At 62.7% G+C, this 15635-nt stretch carries 14 protein-coding genes; 9 read left to right on the top strand and 5 right to left on the bottom strand.

What is annotated here, in order from left to right; genetic code table 11:
- Window positions 1–68: 68 nt before the first annotated feature.
- On the top strand, window positions 69–497 hold the full coding sequence (locus WAS25_RS06435) for a hypothetical protein (protein ID WP_422310696.1): 429 nt from the start codon (window positions 69–71) through the stop codon (window positions 495–497).
- A gap of 25 nt (window positions 498–522) precedes the next feature.
- Here WAS25_RS06435 and WAS25_RS06430 read toward each other — a convergent pair whose 3' ends face one another.
- On the bottom strand, window positions 523–843 hold the full coding sequence (locus tag WAS25_RS06430) for a DsrE family protein (RefSeq protein WP_422310695.1): 321 nt from the start codon (window positions 841–843) through the stop codon (window positions 523–525).
- A gap of 28 nt (window positions 844–871) precedes the next feature.
- Entirely contained in the window at window positions 872–1597 is a 726-nt protein-coding gene (locus tag WAS25_RS06425) for an ArsR/SmtB family transcription factor (protein ID WP_422310694.1), read from the bottom strand.
- A gap of 83 nt (window positions 1598–1680) precedes the next feature.
- Between WAS25_RS06425 and WAS25_RS06420 the strand changes: the two genes are divergently transcribed.
- Complete coding sequence (locus tag WAS25_RS06420; protein WP_422310693.1) at window positions 1681–2814, top strand: cysteine desulfurase family protein; 1134 nt, start codon at window positions 1681–1683, stop codon at window positions 2812–2814.
- A complete protein-coding gene (locus WAS25_RS06415) occupies window positions 2796–2972 on the top strand; it encodes an SOS response-associated peptidase family protein (RefSeq protein ID WP_422310692.1) in 177 nt (58 codons plus the stop codon). Before WAS25_RS06420 ends, WAS25_RS06415 begins: the two co-directional genes overlap by 19 nt.
- Window positions 2973–3050: 78 nt before the next feature.
- On the opposite strand, the gene WAS25_RS06410 is transcribed toward WAS25_RS06415, so the two are convergent.
- Complete coding sequence (locus tag WAS25_RS06410; RefSeq protein ID WP_422310691.1) at window positions 3051–3557, bottom strand: hypothetical protein; 507 nt, start codon at window positions 3555–3557, stop codon at window positions 3051–3053.
- 264 nt (window positions 3558–3821) lie between these two features.
- Window positions 3822–4613 (bottom strand): recombinase family protein, encoded by a 792-nt coding sequence (locus tag WAS25_RS06405; protein ID WP_422310690.1) that lies wholly within the window; start codon window positions 4611–4613, stop codon window positions 3822–3824.
- 281 nt (window positions 4614–4894) lie between these two features.
- Here WAS25_RS06405 and WAS25_RS06400 point away from each other — a divergent pair, with 281 nt between their 5' ends.
- The 6 genes from WAS25_RS06400 to WAS25_RS06375 all read left to right on the top strand — a co-directional run bounded on the left by WAS25_RS06400 (window position 4895) and on the right by WAS25_RS06375 (window position 9683).
- Entirely contained in the window at window positions 4895–5530 is a 636-nt protein-coding gene (locus WAS25_RS06400) for a hypothetical protein (RefSeq protein WP_422310689.1), read from the top strand.
- Window positions 5531–5691: 161 nt separating this feature from the next.
- Window positions 5692–5961, top strand: coding sequence for a helix-turn-helix transcriptional regulator (locus WAS25_RS06395; RefSeq protein WP_422310688.1), 270 nt, complete (start codon window positions 5692–5694; stop codon window positions 5959–5961).
- Window positions 5962–6128: 167 nt separating this feature from the next.
- The gene (locus WAS25_RS06390; protein WP_422310687.1) at window positions 6129–6494 is read left to right on the top strand and encodes a hypothetical protein; all 366 of its coding nucleotides are present in this window, start codon (window positions 6129–6131) and stop codon (window positions 6492–6494) included.
- An 87-nt stretch (window positions 6495–6581) separates the two neighbouring features.
- Complete coding sequence (locus tag WAS25_RS06385; protein ID WP_422310686.1) at window positions 6582–7643, top strand: hypothetical protein; 1062 nt, start codon at window positions 6582–6584, stop codon at window positions 7641–7643.
- Window positions 7640–8206, top strand: a complete 567-nt coding sequence (locus tag WAS25_RS06380; RefSeq protein ID WP_422310685.1) for a hypothetical protein — start codon at window positions 7640–7642, stop codon at window positions 8204–8206. The genes WAS25_RS06385 and WAS25_RS06380 overlap by 4 nt, the downstream gene beginning before the upstream one ends.
- Window positions 8199–9683 carry a DnaB-like helicase C-terminal domain-containing protein gene (locus tag WAS25_RS06375; RefSeq protein ID WP_422310684.1) on the top strand — a complete coding sequence of 495 codons (1485 nt, stop codon included), beginning with the start codon at window positions 8199–8201 and terminating at the stop codon, window positions 9681–9683. Before WAS25_RS06380 ends, WAS25_RS06375 begins: the two co-directional genes overlap by 8 nt.
- A gap of 349 nt (window positions 9684–10032) precedes the next feature.
- Here WAS25_RS06375 and WAS25_RS06370 read toward each other — a convergent pair whose 3' ends face one another.
- Window positions 10033–15381 (bottom strand): DEAD/DEAH box helicase, encoded by a 5349-nt coding sequence (locus WAS25_RS06370; RefSeq protein ID WP_422310683.1) that lies wholly within the window; start codon window positions 15379–15381, stop codon window positions 10033–10035.
- Between the last annotated feature and the right edge of the window lie 254 nt (window positions 15382–15635).

Below are 15635 nucleotides of genomic sequence, written 5' to 3'. Positions count from 1 at the left end.
GGAGTCCCTGGGACAACCTACAATGGGGAATCCACCCGCACCAAACGCGACTCCCAACGAGGTTCTCCATGACTTCGCACTACGACCCAGAAAAAAAATGCCGCATTGGCCTCATGGACGAGAAGCAGTTCTTCTCGGAGGCCAACGAGGTCAACGGGGTCTACTTCAAAGCGTTGCTCGGCGCCTGGCGGAAACAGGGAGGAAGCCAGCAATGGGGAGCGGGGGGCCTTGGCCTCCGCTCCCGCATCGAAGGGAAGGAGGTTGGCATCTGCTTCCTCGCGCCCGCCTTCGCGGGCAAGAAGGATCGCATCGAGCTATCGTTCACAAATCTGGCGAAGCAGGTGGGCCCCACCAGGTGTGAGACCCTAAAGCGGGCCTTGCAGGCTGCGGCGGGCGACCACTTCAAGGGCACGTCCATGGTGAGCATCCTAGACCCAGGGGACCTGCCGCCCGCAAGCTGCACGGCCCTGACTACCGCCCTTACGGCCCTGCTCTAGGGGTTGGCGTCGGCAGGTGTTCAACTCAAAACGTGACGACCTTGTCGGAATCCCGCACGAGTTCGTAGAGGTCCTTCATGGTCGAAAGGGGACAGAGTTCTGTGCCCTCAGAGTTCCGGATCTTCAGACAGGTGCCGCAGGCGAGGATCTTGCCGCCCTTCTCCACCAACTCGGTCATCTGGCCGGTCACAGAGAACCGCTCGGTATCCAGGGATTCGCACTCGACGCCGCTGGCCAGCAGGAAGACGTTCACCGTGTCGCCTTCCTTGAGGGCGAACACACCCAACCGGAAGGCGTTCCACACGGTCTCCGCATCGGTGGAGTAGATGACGATTCCAAGCTTCATGGGGTATCTCCTATGGCGACCACGAGGGTCAGCGTGGTTGCTTTGTGCGGGTGGAAGCCCGAGGGCTGGGTAAGAGAGGCGTGGAGGCCTGGCCTACGGCGACGGGGAACCCCCTTTTGCGCCAGTCCTGGACGCCGTCTTCAAGGCGGATGGCTTCGATCCCATGCTTCCGGAGCAGCTCGACAGCCTCTACCGCCAGAACGCAGTAGGGCCCACGGCAGTAGGCGACGACCTCACGGTCCTTTGGGAGGCTGGCGATCCGGCGCTTCAGCTCCGCAAGGGGCACGGAGATCGCCCCGGGGATATGGCCCGTCTGGAACTCCTCCTCCGGACGCACATCCAGAAGCATGACCTCCTGGTGCCTCACGCGATCAACCAAAGCGTCCTGGTCTACAACCTCCAGCAGATGCCGTTCCTTCAAGAAGGTCCGGGTGAGCTGGCCCACCTCGGCGATCTGGACCTCACCCAGGCGACGGAAGCTGGTGAGGAAGTCCTCCACCTCCGGGGTCGCCAAGCGGTAGACCACAAATGTCCCCTTCCGGTCGGTCCGAACCAGGGCGGAGCCCTTGAGCACCTGAAGGTGTTGGGAGGTATTGGCGATGGGCATCCCCGTCAGTTTCGCCAGGGCATCGACCGTGCGCGGACACTGCGCCAGGAGATCCAACAACTCCATCCGCTTCGGATTGGCCAAGCCCTTGGCCAACCGGGCGAACTGTTCCCAGACCTGGTCCTTGAAGTGGCGGTTGGAGAGCATGGTGGGCTTGGGCTCCAGATATTCAACAAATCTATTGAATACTAAAATCCGAACGGCCATCCTTGTCAATCCACGGATTCCTCATGACCACGAACCCCGATCCCATCTACCTGGACCACAACGCCACGACGCCCTTGTTGCCCGAGGTCCTAGAGGCGATGCTGCCCTTCCTCTCCACGCACTTTGGCAACGCCTCCAGCTCCCACATCTACGGTCAGCGGACAAGGGAGGCCATCATGCGGGCCCGAGCCCAGGTGGCGACCCTCATCGGAGCCACTCCAGAGGAGATCGTCTTCACCTCCGGCGGTATCGAGGCGAACAACCTCGCCATCCGGGGTGTCGCCCAGGCGGCGACAGGTGATCGGCACATCGTCACTTCGGTCATCGAGCACCCGGCCACGGATGGGCCATGCACTTTCCTAGAGGCCGAGGGCTGGCGCATCACCCGCCTGGGCGTAGATGTGGACGGACGTGTCCGACCCGGCGAAGCGGATGCGGCCCTCTCCGCTGGCACCGCCTTGATGACCCTCATGCACGCCAACAACGAGACCGGGGTGCTCCAGCCCGTGGCGGAGCTGGCCAGACTTGCCAGAGCACGCGGCATCCTCGTCCATACCGACGCAGCTCAGAGCGTCGGAAAGGTCCCCGTCCACGTGGACGACCTCGGCGTCGATCTTCTCTCACTGGTAGGGCACAAGGTCTATGCCCCCAAAGGGATCGGGGTCTTATATGTGCGCAAAGGAACCCCCCTCCAGCCCCTGCTCCTGGGGTCTCCAGGCGACCTCCGCTCCGGCACTTTGAACACCCCCTCCATCGTGGCCCTTGGGGCAGCCTGTGAGATCGCCGCCCGCGATCTGGCCGCCGAATCGGCACGCCTTCTGCGGATGCGGGATGAGCTATGGGACCGCCTTCATGCCGCGATCCCCGGTCTCCGCCTCCACGGTCACCCCTCCCAGCGTCTTCCCAATACGCTGAACGTGGGCTTCCCCGGGGTAACCGGCGGTGCATTGCTGGGTCAGGCAAAGGAGATCGCAGCCTCTACCGGGGCGGCCTGCCACGCCGGACAAAATCATGGCAGCGCCGTGCTTCTCGCCATGGGCCTCACCAATGATCAAGCCCTCGGAGCGGTGAGATTGTCCCTGGGCAAGCTGGTCGGCGAACATCAAATCGCCGACATTGCCGAGTCGCTTTCTTTGGCATGGGAACTCGCACGTTAAAAGTTGGCCCACACCGGATGCCAGCGATCTTGGCACCCTCGGAGTGGGCGGCATGGTTGGACCCGACTACACCAGTGGCCGATCTCCAGGCCCTACTGCGGCCCTGCCCACCAAGCCTCCTCGAAGTGAGGACTGGAGGTCCGAAGGATTTCCATTAATCCAGGTTGGTCCTGGGGAACGAAAAAGATAGTGCCGCTTTGAGGGAGCGGCACTATCCACTTTGGTTGAGAACTGTATTAGTTTTCGAGGATTTCGATTTCGATCAGAACTCCGTTAGAGAGAAGGGCATGGAGAGCAAGAAGGCCGACCGCTCCGAGGAGTTGATCGGGCGGGCATGCCGTTGAGAACCGGTGGACGTGGTCGCTCGAAGGGTCTGAGAGGCCGAAGATTTCGAGGGTGATTTCACCTGGTACGACTTGGACATCGAGCTTGGCCGACGTGTTCTGGCCGTCCATTTTGATTCTGAAACGATCAGTGAACCCCATTTTGGGGGTGAGGAGGATGCGTGCGGAAGTTATGAAGGCCACCCGTACGACTTCTTGGTGCTTCTGGTCCGAGCATTTCATGTTGGTGGCCTGGTGGAGCAGGAGGTCGGCAAGGAAGTAAAAAAAATCCAGTTGGAGGGCTTGGTTGTCCGGCCCCGAGGAGGGCGTTGGACTCAGTGGGAGGGGGCTAGGGACTGTGGGGCGAACAGACGACTGTCGTGAGGCGGACTTCTGGTGGGACTTCTGGCGGTTTTTCATTGAACGTCTCCATGCGTGAGGGAAGTGGCTGGTGGCCCGTTGAGGAATGATTTGAGGTCTGGTCCTGAGGTACAGCTCTCCTGCCCACCGCCAGCGGTGCCGTGAGCAGGGTGGTATCGAAGGCCGCTTGACTCCTCGATACCGGGGGATGGTCTGAAGTTCAGCCGCCGGTTTTGGTCGAATAGGCCGTCTTCATTTGGATGATACCCAGCACATGGGAAACTTCATTGACGGGCCCCCTCAAGAGAGGAAAGCACATTCACCTCAAGTCGCCTGGCAGTCAAGAATCTCCGGTTCCCGGGCTTCGAGGGATGGTTTAGGCCGCATCATGCTGGCCACCAATGCCGGGTAATAGGGTCCTCCAGACTGGCGGCAGTGCCCCTGCTGACGAAGGGCCTCCGCGACCTTCCGAAGTGAAAGCCCCCCTGACCTCAGGCGGCGTGCTTCCTCTATGACGTTCCACTCCTGCTCATTGAGGGTCAGCCGGGTTTTGCCGCCAACCTCAACAAGATTGAAACCGAAGGGCCGCCTCCCCCCGATGTAGCCCCCAGATTGGAAAAGGTGCCGGACACAGGCTGAAGTTCGCTCGCTGATCTGGCCCCGTTCCAGCTCCGCGAGACTTGCAAGCAGGTGGAACAAAAATCTTCCGGCAGCCGTCTCGGTGTTCAGCTCCTCGCTCAGAGAGACGAGGCTGGCACCCTTCTTCTCCAATAGCTTGACGATGTCCAACGCATCGCGGATGGATCGAACCAGCCGGGAGAGGGCGCAAACCACGAGGGTGTCACCCCGCTCCAGCATCCCGAGTGCCATGCGGAGCTGATGGCGATTCAGGAGCGACCCACCACTGACGCCCAGCTCTCGGACGATGAGGGGCGTGCCGCGCTGCTGGAAATCGCACCATGCCTTGATGCGTTCGGCCTGGTTGTCCAGGCTGACGCCATGCCGGGCTTGCTCTTGGGTGGACACGCGGCAGTAGCCAACGACCACCGGATCCCTTTTTCGCTGTTTCCGGCTGATGGTCACCCCGTTGGTTTGTATGGGCGGCGTCGCGCCCATACACTCACACTCCCGAATAGGGCCTGAAGGGTGCCCCGGTGCACCCTCAATCTCGCAGGCCATATCCTCGCGCCCAGCCGCTCCACCTTCGGCGATTCGATGGGGCCGGTGGCCGAGGCTGGCCATAACGAACTGGCGTTGGACCTCCAGCCCTATAATTGAGGTAAAGGGGGAGGATTTGCTGGTGAACAAATGCCAGCTTCCCCTCGATACCAACTCCAGTGTCGGCGTTCACTCAATCGATTTGATTCTAGTTAAGTCCAATCGATAAAGGAATAAACGTGAATTTCTACTCCGAAGGCATCAGTGGAAAACCTGCGACAGGATTCTCCGAGGTCCGGGACTGGGAGGCATTCAAGGGAAGGGCATTGGCTTGCTTCGTCCCGGCACTCTCTGAACCTGTTCAGGAGTCCGCATGGGCTGAAGTGAAATACCTTGGTACGGTTTACATGGCCAACCTCGAACGATTAAGAACCCCATCGCCTTTCACGATGAATTACATGTTGAGGTTTAAGAGTGGGCTTCTCGTCAAGGCCACTTACCCTTCTCCAAAACATCGTGGAAGGCCAAGTGAAAATATTGCAGCTAGGCTTGTTTGCGACCTTCGAGCGTTATTGATCCGACATCATTGCCGACATGGTGTCTCCCACCAAGATCGCAAGAAATACGGAAGTCCCATTGAGGATCTGGCCAAGGTCGTCCACGAGATGGTGGGAGAAGATCCCAGGGGGGGGTGGATGCACATGGCTGAGATGGCCAACGTCAACCGGGAAAGGGCCAAACGGGTCAAGGCAATCAAGTGGCGGTGGAACTTGAAATGTGGAGACGGGGCCCCTCCACCTAGCTCGACACTTGATGAGTCGAGGGTGTGGGAGTGCATCACTTCGACCTACGAACCGGGCACCACAGAACCATAAGACCCACACCCCAGTGTTCACAGCCTTCAGATCCTGTTCAAGGAGAGGCTAAGACGGGCTTCAGAAATGGAAATTTGCGACCGGGATTTGTCCCGCCTAAGAAAGTCCAAAAGGATGGGGTTTCATGATTGCAGGCCTATCTTGGCCATCCTGGAACCCACATGGCACACGACCCACATCCTCCCCAGCCCTCACATCAGGCTAGCCAACAATCCCAGTTGTCTACCGCAGAGCCTCACCATCTGGCAACAGCCGATGCTCTGATCGATCCCCGTGCCACCGCCGCCTATCTCGGGGTATCGATCATGACCCTCGCCGATTTCCGCACCAAGCGGGTTGGCCCTGACTACATCAAAGTCGGTCGATGCGTTCGTTACCGTCGATCTGACATAGAAGCCTGGCTTGTCAGCCGAACCAAACAGGGTGGCTAACAACGCTTAAGGTCTAAACCCAATCCTTCACCTTCCACCTTCAAGGGATTAGCCATGGCCTGCCTTCGGTCTGTCTATTCCTAGAACAACCCGACTTACAGCACAGCGCCTTGGCCTACTTGGAACACAACCTGATCCGAACTCCAACACTCACAGGAGAGCAAACCATGAAACCGCTCAAGCTCGATGAGCTGACCATCGTCTTCGGAATCGACGGGATCTTACTCACGGAGGGCGAGGACGTTGAATGGGGCGAGGACCCTAGGTTGATCCTCATCACCCCAGGAACCTCCCGAGTTCTGGCCGAGCACTATGCTCATGTGTTCCGGGTGGTCGCTGACCACTTCGAGACCATCGTGAAACCCTGGGCAGAACAGGTGGATGCCCCGAAGCCCACCATCTCCTTGAGGAAAGCCCAGGCCACCCTTAACCATGTGTGCCGCAACTACGGATCCTGGTCGGAGGAGTTCCACCAGGCCATCACGGAAGGTCCCACTGAGCTTCCTAGCGACACGGCTGAGTGGGATTACTAGATGGCGGTCTGGAGCGCAGTTCTTCTCAACCTTCGCCTTCTCTTCCATCTGCAGAAAAGGCCTCATCAACAACGAGTGGGGTCATAGATGGCCAGGGAACGAACCCTCTCGCCTGAGTTCTTCACGAACCACCGGCTCGCAAGTTGTCCACCCCTCACCCGCCTGATGCTCCAGGGGATCTGGACCCTTGCAGATTTCGACGGGTGCTTCGAGTGGGATCCGGAGGCCCTGGCGATGAAGCTCCTTCCCCGGGATGACTTCGACGCCCAGGAAGCTCTGGGTCGTCTGGAGCGGGACGGGTTCGTCAAATCGTTCGACGCCGATGGTCGTCGCTTCGGCTACGTCACGAAGTGGCACGACCACCAGGACCCCCACCCGCTGGAGCGGCTCGTCTACCCGAGGCCCGATGGGGATCCTGAGTTCTGCGTGCGGGTGAAGGCCGAGAAGTATCGGCGGGACGGGGACATTGGCGTCGGCGTGCCCGACCTTCTGCCCCGTCGCTACCCCTTTCAGCAAGTCGCTAGCAAGTTGCTCGCACATGGTCAGCAGGTTGTCAGCAACGCTATGCCTTCTATGCCTTCTATGCCTTCTTGTCCTTCTTTGAAAGACATAAAAGACATGAAAGACATGGAGCCCATTTCCCCTTCGGGGATTGAAAAGCAAAGGACCCGGGCTACGCCCGACAGGAACACCCCAGAACTCACTCAGCTCTACTCCGCCTATTCAGCTATCACCATCCAGGGAGCCCCCTGGCCCGCCATTTCCCAGGAGGTCATGGAGGCTATCCCGGGGGTCCACCGGTGCCTCTCCCGCCCGGGCTGGTTCGAGGAGGCGGAGGAACTCTTCGGTCTCATGACCAACCCGGAGAACACTCCGCTCCTCGCCGGACTGCTCCCGGCGAAGTCCGGGGGAAAGAAATTCGACCCTGCGACGACTCCCCGCTACCTCTTCTCTGACCCCCGTCGAGTGCCCGCCCATCTGAAAAGAGCCCGGGAGGTCGCCGCCCAGCGCCAACACACCCCCGAGAACCCCCGGGAGGCTCCTCCTGCACCCCAACCCACCTGTGAGACCTACAGCCAGAAAGTGGCCCGTATTCAGGCCAAGACCTCGATCACCACCCCAGCTCCCGCCATCCAGGAGGCCCGATGACCCCCGACGAGTTCACCACCCGCCAACTCAAGGTCTGGAAGGTCCCGAAGACCCTTCAGGGCCTGAACCTCGCCGACCTTGATGACGCGGCGGCCCTCCCCGACCACGCCATCGAGGCGGCCCTGGTCGGCAAGCTCCCCGCCTCGTTCGGCCTCCTGGCCGTCGGGGGCGACCGGGTGATCGCCGCCCTCCTCCGCCAGACCCTACTGGCCATGGTCGCCACGCATCCCCGGTTCCTGGACGACGACCGCCAGAACCACCAGCTCCTCTGGGTGTCCTGGCCTGTCCTCTTCGGCGAGCTGGCCATGGCCGACCTCGCCTCCGACGCCTACAAGGCGACCCTGACCACCCTGGACCGGATGCAGACCGTGAAGGTCCTGGTCCTCACCGGCCTCGGCGACACCCCCGAGCGTCCCGACCGCCTGGAGGCCGCCCTGAGGGGGATCCTCACCCGCCGGGAATCCGAGGGGCTCCGGACCTACTGGTCCTCGCCGCTTGGCCTTCTCCAACTCCGGGCCCGTTATGGCCGGACGGGGCTACTCCCGGAGGCTGCCCATGTCTGAGATCACGATCACCACCTGGCACTTGGTCAAGGCGATCCTCCGCCCCGAGAACGCCACGCCGACCGAGATGGAGGAGTCTCGTCGGGCGTGCCAGTGGCTCCACGAGAACCTCACGGTCGTCCAGAAGGTCTCGGTCGCCGAGGAGCGCGAGCTTCTCGACAACATCAACGTCTATTACCTGGTCAACCGCGAGGCTCCGACCCGATCCCTCCTGGAGCACACGCTCCTAGAGACCAGGGCATCCCTGGTCAACCTCGACGAATACAAGGCCGCCGACGACGCCGGGGAGCTGGTGAGGCAGGCGGTCGAGGACCTCCCGGCGATCCTCAAAATGAGGGCCACCGCGTTCCGAAACGAACAGCTCGCGAAGGTCTTCAAGAACGGGATGGCCATCGCCACTATTGGTGTGGACCAGCCCGTGAAGGGCGGTGAGAAGCTCCGGCTCCAGGGCGCAGACGCCGCGATCCAATACGTCCTCGCCCGCCTCGACCGCGACGCCATCCGCCAGGGCTTGCCCCCGACGCGGGTCTCGTCCTCGGGGGACCCGACCCTCCGCCAGCTCTGGGAGGCCGCCCTTGCCCCCGACGACCGGGACAAGATCACCTCAGGGATCACCACCATCGACGAGAAAATCCCCCTCCGGAAGGGCCAGCTCGTCGGGCTCCTCGGCCACGCCGGTCAGGGCAAGTCCACCTTGGCGCGGACCATTGTTTACAACGCTGCGATGGCGGGTGCTTCGGTCCTGACGATCCCATTGGAGTTTGAAGTAGGCGAGGAGGTCGCCGCCCTGGCGATCATCCACGCCCTCAAGGTCTTCCCCGATGAGTCCCGGCACCTGAAGGTCACGAAGGCCGCCCAGTATCAGCGGCAGCTCTCTCCCGATGCCCGCTCGTGGCTCTCCGGGGTCCGGGCTGACTTCGAGGCCCAGTTCGATGGTCAGGGAAGCCGGGGAATTATCCGTGTCGCCCGCCCGGCGGCGATGACCCTCGATGCCGTGATCGCCCTGATCGACCAGGAGCACGCCAAGCACCCCATCGACGTGGTGTGCATCGACTACCCCCGTTGCCTCCGGCTCCCCGGGAAGAACCCCCGCCCAGAGGCCGAGGACATGGTCGCCCGTCTCAAGGACCTCGCCGCCCACTTTGACTCCGGGAACCGCCTTCTCGTCCTGGCGCCAATCCAGTCCAACCGCGCTGGGTATGAGACTGCGAAGAAAAACGGTGGGGCATGGGAGATGTCTGCGGTCCTGGAGGATAGCGCTTATGAGCGTTACGCCGACATGATCCTGGGTGTCTACCGGGACGATGATCTCGACGACGAAGGCAAGGTTCGGCTCAGCACACCCAAGGTCCGCAACGGGGCTCCCATCCCTCCCTGGGACCTTCGCGTGGACCGCGCCGGTCGATTCTTTTTTCAGGGGAATCCTCCTCTTCCGGACATCGACCTGGTGACGATGGATGTTCTGGAGGTTATCTAGCTCCTCGGCAACCTCAAGCGGGACGCTTCTTTGGCCCAGATTGGTTGACGACCTTGGGTTCGACGACCTAGGTGAGTGGGTCGATTTGAATGCCACCTACAGCTCTCCACCCTACGAACATGCCCACCTCCAGTAGGTGGCGGGGATGGTGGCCATCGGGGCATTCACCCGAAGGTCAGGGCCTATCAGCGCAGGCCCCAGGAAGCCTCAATCCGGCGTGTAGACGAGTCGGGGCGGCCATCACATAGGCGGAGGCCCTTGCGGGGCTATTAGGACCTGTTCTGGAGGCGACTTTTTTCGGTCCCGAATCGAACACTCGGGTGATGGCCCCGAACTTCGTGACAGCCGACTACCCGTGCAGGCTGTGGCCAATGGCCTCCATGTGCTGCTTCTTCCCTGTTGGGTCGCTGAGGGCACTCCAGGGGATGCGGTGGACGTGATACCCCTCCATCTTCAGGATCCGGTTGATCATCGCGTCACGCTCTCGCATCTTGGGGTCCCCGTGCAGCCCGGCGGACATCCCATCCAGGTAGACGGCGACCTTCTTGGTCCTGTAGAGGGCGTCCGGGGAGGTCACGATGCCATCGCCGAGGTCCAGATTGGCGTTCAGCTCGGGGCCGTCGTCACCGACGAGTCCGGCCTCTTGCAGTGCCAGGAGGAAGACCTGCTCCTTCGAGTGGTGCGGCTGGCCCTTCGTGGGCATGTCCCCGGTCGCGGGCTCGATGGTGTTCTGCTTGGTAAGACCGCGCCACGCGGCCAGTAGATCCTGGGCTTTGACCCGATCCAGGTATGGCTGATGGAAGGCGTTGGAGTGGTTCTTCAAACACTCGTAGCACGCGGTCGCACATGCTTCTGGACATCCTTGTAGACGTTCGGTGGCGCCGTCCAGCACCTGCTCCCAACGGTCCAGGATCTCATCGAGAACCCCCGACCCGCCGGGCATGGGGTCGTAGAGGAGGGCTTCCCAGGCGCCGTCGTCCTGGGCGATCCCAACCCAGGTCAGATCCCGCTCTCCCATGTCCAGGAGGTCACGGGCGCCGAGGAGGAGGGCCTCGCACAGATTCGCCGCGTCCGCCATGGACGCCTGACCACGTAGACGAAGACCATCTACGCGAACATCCGCGAAGAGGGCACGGGGGACGGGCACCTGGCCGCAGGACTTCACGTGGGTGTCCACGAAGGCGGCCTTCTCGGCGTCCGATGACATCGAACTCCGGGCGGCCCCGCACACAGTGCAGATGGGGTAGCCCCATTCACCCTGCCGGGAGAGATTGGCCGGTCCGAGGTTCACTAGCCGGAGCTTCTGCTGACGAAGCAACTGGAGCTGAAGTCCCGTTGGGGCCGTGTAGGTGGCACCGCCGTTGTGGACGTTCTCCAACTGGCTGGCGCGGAGGTCCACGGACAAGGCGAATCGCATGGACTCGTCGTCGGTGATCCGGCTGGCGTGGTCCAGGCTGCCGTCGGACATGGGAATGGCATCCACGGAGGCCGGTGGTGTCGAGGCGGCCACGCCGAGCTTACCTGCCTGACCGGGCAGACGTAGGAACGGGGCATCCGGGTCCACGCCGATCTCGAACCGCTCGGCGGTCCGGTCCTCCGGCTTGGGGCTCAGCCTATAGCTCACGACCTTGAATCGTTCGCCCATGGCGTAGATCAAGTTGCCCGGCACGAACTCGCGGACGCCCTGGGCCAGACCGCGCCCGAGGGATAGGTCCCGGCTGGCAGACTTCGAGTCGGCGCCGTGGAACTCGAAGCGGCAACCACCCTGGGTCATCCCATAGCCGGGCAGGAAGCCCTCCAGTGCCAATACCGACAACGTATAGGTGTCCTGGGTCTTGCCCCGGTAGGCCCGGATCATGGCGTCGAACCGCTGCTTCAACCGGCGCTCTGACTCCTCCAGCTCCTTGCCCTCACCCTCCAGCTTTGCCCATTCAGCCCGGCGATCGCTTGCCCACTTGGCGCGGTGATAGAGACGAGCGACGACTTCCTGGAGATCAGGGCCGAGACCATCAAGGAGAGCGTCCAGGATCTCGGGGCGCACGGTCTCCTGATCCTCCACGGGCCACGCCTGATCGAAGGCGGCCCGGACTGCGACGACGAGCTTGTCCCGATGCTTGACGACCAGCTCCGCCAGGGGCTCACCCACCTCGGGGGGCTTGCCGCGCAGGCGGGTCCGCTCGTCGTCGGCGTCGTAGATGAACATGTAGTCGCCGATGAAGGACGGGAAGATGGTCTTGATGGCCTCGGAGTCGGGGCCTTCCAGGCGAAGTAACGTTCCGACGACGACGGCGTGGAGGTGCTTGGCCACCAACACGGGATTCCGGAGGTTGAACCTTGGGGCTTCGATCTCACCTCTCAGCAAGTCCAGGGGGTTGTTGAAGAAGTATTGGTCGTGGTGCCACCGTTTGCAGTAGGTGACGATCGACGCCATCCGCTCGCGCCGCCCTGCACGACCAGCCCGCTGCCAGTAGTTACTGGAGCCCGGCGGCATGTTCCGCATCAGCACCATGTCCAGTGCGCCGATGTCCACGCCCATCTCCAGGGTCGGGGTGGCGACCAGGCAGTTGAGATCGCCGTCCTTCCGCTTGAACTCGCGCTCGATGCGGGCCCGCACGTCGGCGGGCACCTGGGCGGAGTGCTCGGAGGGCACCAGGGGCTCGAAGTCGGGTTGGAGCAGGAGCGCCACGTCGAAGTTGTCCTTGTCCAAGGACTCCAGCTTCAGCAGGCCGTCGCAGTTGTGCCGGGGACACCTGTTCTCCGGTGATGCATGTGCCGTAGGCTTCCGGCACCGCTGACAGCGCCACCGGTCGTCGGCGATCTTGAAGCTCAAGCTGTCGGCGACCAGGGAATAGCCCTTGCCGCCCGGCAAGGCCGTGGCCTTCAGGCCGCTGCCCTTGAGGGTGACGTGCTCCATCAGCGACGACTGGCTGAGGAAGGCCCATGCCTCTTCCATGAACGCGATCCGGTCCGAGGGGGATCGTCCCGGCGTCAGCTTTGCCAGGAGGCCGAGGGCGAACGTCCGCCCGGTCTTCGACACCAGGGCCTGCTGCCGACGTTCGTCGTCGCCCTCCTTTTTCTTCTTGAGCACAATAACCTTCGGGCGCTTGAACTCCTGGATGTAGCCCTTGGTGACTTCGCGGGCACCCTGGTTCCAGATGCGGGTGAAGGTGTCGGCCCCACCGGTGGCGTCCGAGAGAATCTGGTTGCGCCGCCAACTGTCCAGCAGGAGGGCCAGGAAGCGACGCACCTCCACGGGGTCCCAGGTCAGGATCCCAGCCAGCTCCCGGAGCTTGGCCCCGTGGGCGTCCAGCTCGGGGTAGTCGATCTGCACAAGGCCATAGGGTTCCAGGCCATAGCGGCTGGTGTAGGAAGTCGCGGCCTCGACCATCAGTCGGTGCCGGAGGTATCGCGCCAGCTCCTTCCGCTGGCGGTCCTTGTCCGTGGTCCCCACCAAGTAGGACATGACTTCTGGGGCGATCACACGGAGGAGAAAACTGTCCCCCATGAGGCGATCGACGAGGCGGCTATGGAGGGCCCCGAAGGATAAGCCATCGTCCTTCTGGATCTCCTGGAACATCAACTGGCGAAGCCGGTGACGGCGCCCATGATCTTCACTCCAGCCTGCCTGGAAGGCGGCGTCCTGGCGGCTGTCGGCAAACACCAGGAGCTTCCGATGCTCTGTCGGGGCAAAGGTGAGCATGGCCTGCCCCAGGGTGTGCACGTCGGCCACCTGAGAAGCGCGGACCGGACGGAAGGGGCGAACAGCCCCCTTATAGCCCCGACTGCCTGAACCGCAGGCCGGGCACTTGGTGTTCTCCTCGCCGGAGACCTCGACCTTCAGCAGCGGTAGCTCGACGCCGCACTTCGGGGCCAGACATCGTTCTGCCTGCCGTCCATGCATACTCCCGCATCTCCGGCACAGGTAGCCCCTGACGGTTCCCTTCAGTTCAGGCCGGGTCGTCAACGGCAGGGTGTCGTCCTCGCCCTCGTCCTCTGGCAGCCACGCGAGCTGGTCCGTGAAGTAGCAGGTGGCGGTCGCGGGACCATCGGGGATCTGTCCTCCACTGGCCCAGACGGCGTTGTGCCCCTCCTGCTGTCCGCCGACGACCTTCCCGTCCTCGGTGCCGAAGCCGTGGATCTCGGTGGCCATCAAGTGCTGGCCGCACGTCGTGCACACCGACACGGGGAAGATGCCCGAGGGTTGCCAGTCCGGGTGCTGCTGGATCAAGTCCACCTTGTTGGTGAGATAGAGCTTGAGCTGATCATCATCCTCGAAGCGGGCATGGGCCTGGTCGAGGCCGGAGATGAACGTGTGGAGCTTGGGGCGGAGGATGGGATCCCCCTCCTTCTGCGCCCGGACGCCCATGGCCAGATAGGCCAGGACCTCGACCTGATTCCAGATCGGATCGATGGCGCGGCCCGTCTCCTTTGCCACCTGTTCGGCCCCTTCGGCCAGCCCCAGCGGCTTTGCGAAGGTCCTCGCGATGGCCTGCACCATGGGGTTGGCAGCCAGGAGGTAGTGAAGCCCCTCTTCGGCGGATGCCTTGGTGGGGATGCTCTGCCCGAGCCACCGTTTAACTTCGGCGTTCAGCTTGGGCAACTCCTCCCAGTCCTCGCCCGTGACCGTGGCGAGCAAGCTCTCCAGGGTGGCCATGGCATCGCCAGTCGGCAGTGCGGGGAGCGCACCCGGCGTGGGCCACTCCACCTCCACGTAGCGTTCCTCGACGACGGCCACCTTGTCCTGGGGCACGCCGAAGAAGCGATGGGCAAAGCGGGCGGCGGCCTCCGTGCCGCGCTCGGGGTCCGCCAACGTCGCCGACGTTCCGATACAGGTGATCTGGCCCCCGGCGAACGCCTTCAGGCGCCGGATGAGCACGGCGACCTCCGCCCCGGTAGTGCCCTCGTAGGTGTGAGCCTCGTCGAAGACAAGGTAGCGAAGCATCCCACTGGAGAAGAGCCCCTGGTCCTTGGCCCGGGTGAGCAGCATCTCTAACTGCTGGGGGTTCGTGAGCAGAAGGCGAGGCGGGCGGGTGCGAATGTCTTCCTCTGAGATGCGCTCCTCCTGGGGAACCCGGCGGGTCTTGGCCTTGGGGTCCTCCAGCCACTTCGACAGCGGCTCCCCCGACAGGGCCTCGGGCGCCCGCTCGACATCAGCCCCGGCGTCCTTGTCAGGCGTGGAGCCCACCCACATCCCGTAGCTGATGCCCGAGCCGCGAAGCATCCGCCGAAGGCGGTCCATCTGGTCGATGGCCAAGGCGTTCATGGGGTAGACGAGCACGGCCATGACCCCCTGGGGGGCCTTCTCATCCCTCATCGTCAAGGCCGAGTCCAGGATGGGGGACAAAAACGCCTCGGTCTTCCCGGAGCCCGTGCCGGTGGACACGATCAGGTGCTTGCCCGCCTTCACCGCCCGCAGGGCTTCCTCCTGGTGCTGGAAGAGCGTCGGATAGGGCATGACCCCCTTCATCCCGGCGTGGAGGGTCCCCTCCGCGACTAGGGAGGCCACGGTAGCCCCGAGCCTGAAGGGGCGGCTGAGGCTGACGAAGGGACCTTTGGCCAGATGGCTGGTCAGGCTCTCGCCCAGCATCTCCTTGGCCTGGGCCGCCAACCTGGGGTCCGAAAACGGGAACGCCGTCCGCTGGTAACGGAGGAAGGTGTCCAGGATCTGCTTGGTGAACACGATGGGGTTCAGGGACATATGTGATCCTGTTCTTCGCTGAAACTATCGAAAGTAATGTGTTAGGTTCTCATTCATGACCACCTTCCCGCCAGATATGCCTGATCAGTGTCCCCCTGCGGACGCTCAGGCGGCCTCTGGTCCCGTGTTCCGAATCGTTCAACGTCGCCCTTTGGCCCACAAAGATTTCCGGACCCACGCGGAGATGGACAAACTCCCAGATGCCGACCCTTGCCTTCGCAGGGGGTTGTCCGTTTTCCCTCACGTCAAAGGTG

The organism is Geothrix sp., assembly GCF_049292215.1.
Taxonomy (GTDB): Bacteria; Acidobacteriota; Holophagae; order Holophagales; family Holophagaceae; genus Geothrix.
The sequence above is the reverse complement of the archived record's forward strand: the minus strand, read 5'-3'. Positions and strand labels throughout refer to the sequence as shown.

Excerpts from the sequence above, each read along its gene's own strand:
- WAS25_RS06375 (WP_422310684.1), top strand. The coding sequence starts at position 8,199 with ATGTCTGAGATCACGATCACCACCTGGCACTTGGTCAAGGCGATCCTC.
- WAS25_RS06380 (WP_422310685.1), top strand. The coding sequence starts at position 7,640 with ATGACCCCCGACGAGTTCACCACCCGCCAACTCAAGGTCTGGAAGGTC.
- WAS25_RS06370 (WP_422310683.1), bottom strand. The coding sequence starts at position 15,381 with ATGTCCCTGAACCCCATCGTGTTCACCAAGCAGATCCTGGACACCTTC.
- WAS25_RS06395 (WP_422310688.1), top strand. The coding sequence starts at position 5,692 with ATGGCACACGACCCACATCCTCCCCAGCCCTCACATCAGGCTAGCCAA.
- WAS25_RS06385 (WP_422310686.1), top strand. The coding sequence starts at position 6,582 with ATGGCCAGGGAACGAACCCTCTCGCCTGAGTTCTTCACGAACCACCGG.
- WAS25_RS06410 (WP_422310691.1), bottom strand. The coding sequence starts at position 3,557 with ATGAAAAACCGCCAGAAGTCCCACCAGAAGTCCGCCTCACGACAGTCG.
- WAS25_RS06435 (WP_422310696.1), top strand. The coding sequence starts at position 69 with ATGACTTCGCACTACGACCCAGAAAAAAAATGCCGCATTGGCCTCATG.
- WAS25_RS06390 (WP_422310687.1), top strand. The coding sequence starts at position 6,129 with ATGAAACCGCTCAAGCTCGATGAGCTGACCATCGTCTTCGGAATCGAC.
- WAS25_RS06425 (WP_422310694.1), bottom strand. The coding sequence starts at position 1,597 with ATGCTCTCCAACCGCCACTTCAAGGACCAGGTCTGGGAACAGTTCGCC.
- WAS25_RS06430 (WP_422310695.1), bottom strand. The coding sequence starts at position 843 with ATGAAGCTTGGAATCGTCATCTACTCCACCGATGCGGAGACCGTGTGG.
- WAS25_RS06420 (WP_422310693.1), top strand. The coding sequence starts at position 1,681 with ATGACCACGAACCCCGATCCCATCTACCTGGACCACAACGCCACGACG.
- WAS25_RS06405 (WP_422310690.1), bottom strand. The coding sequence starts at position 4,613 with ATGGGCGCGACGCCGCCCATACAAACCAACGGGGTGACCATCAGCCGG.
- WAS25_RS06415 (WP_422310692.1), top strand. The coding sequence starts at position 2,796 with ATGGGAACTCGCACGTTAAAAGTTGGCCCACACCGGATGCCAGCGATC.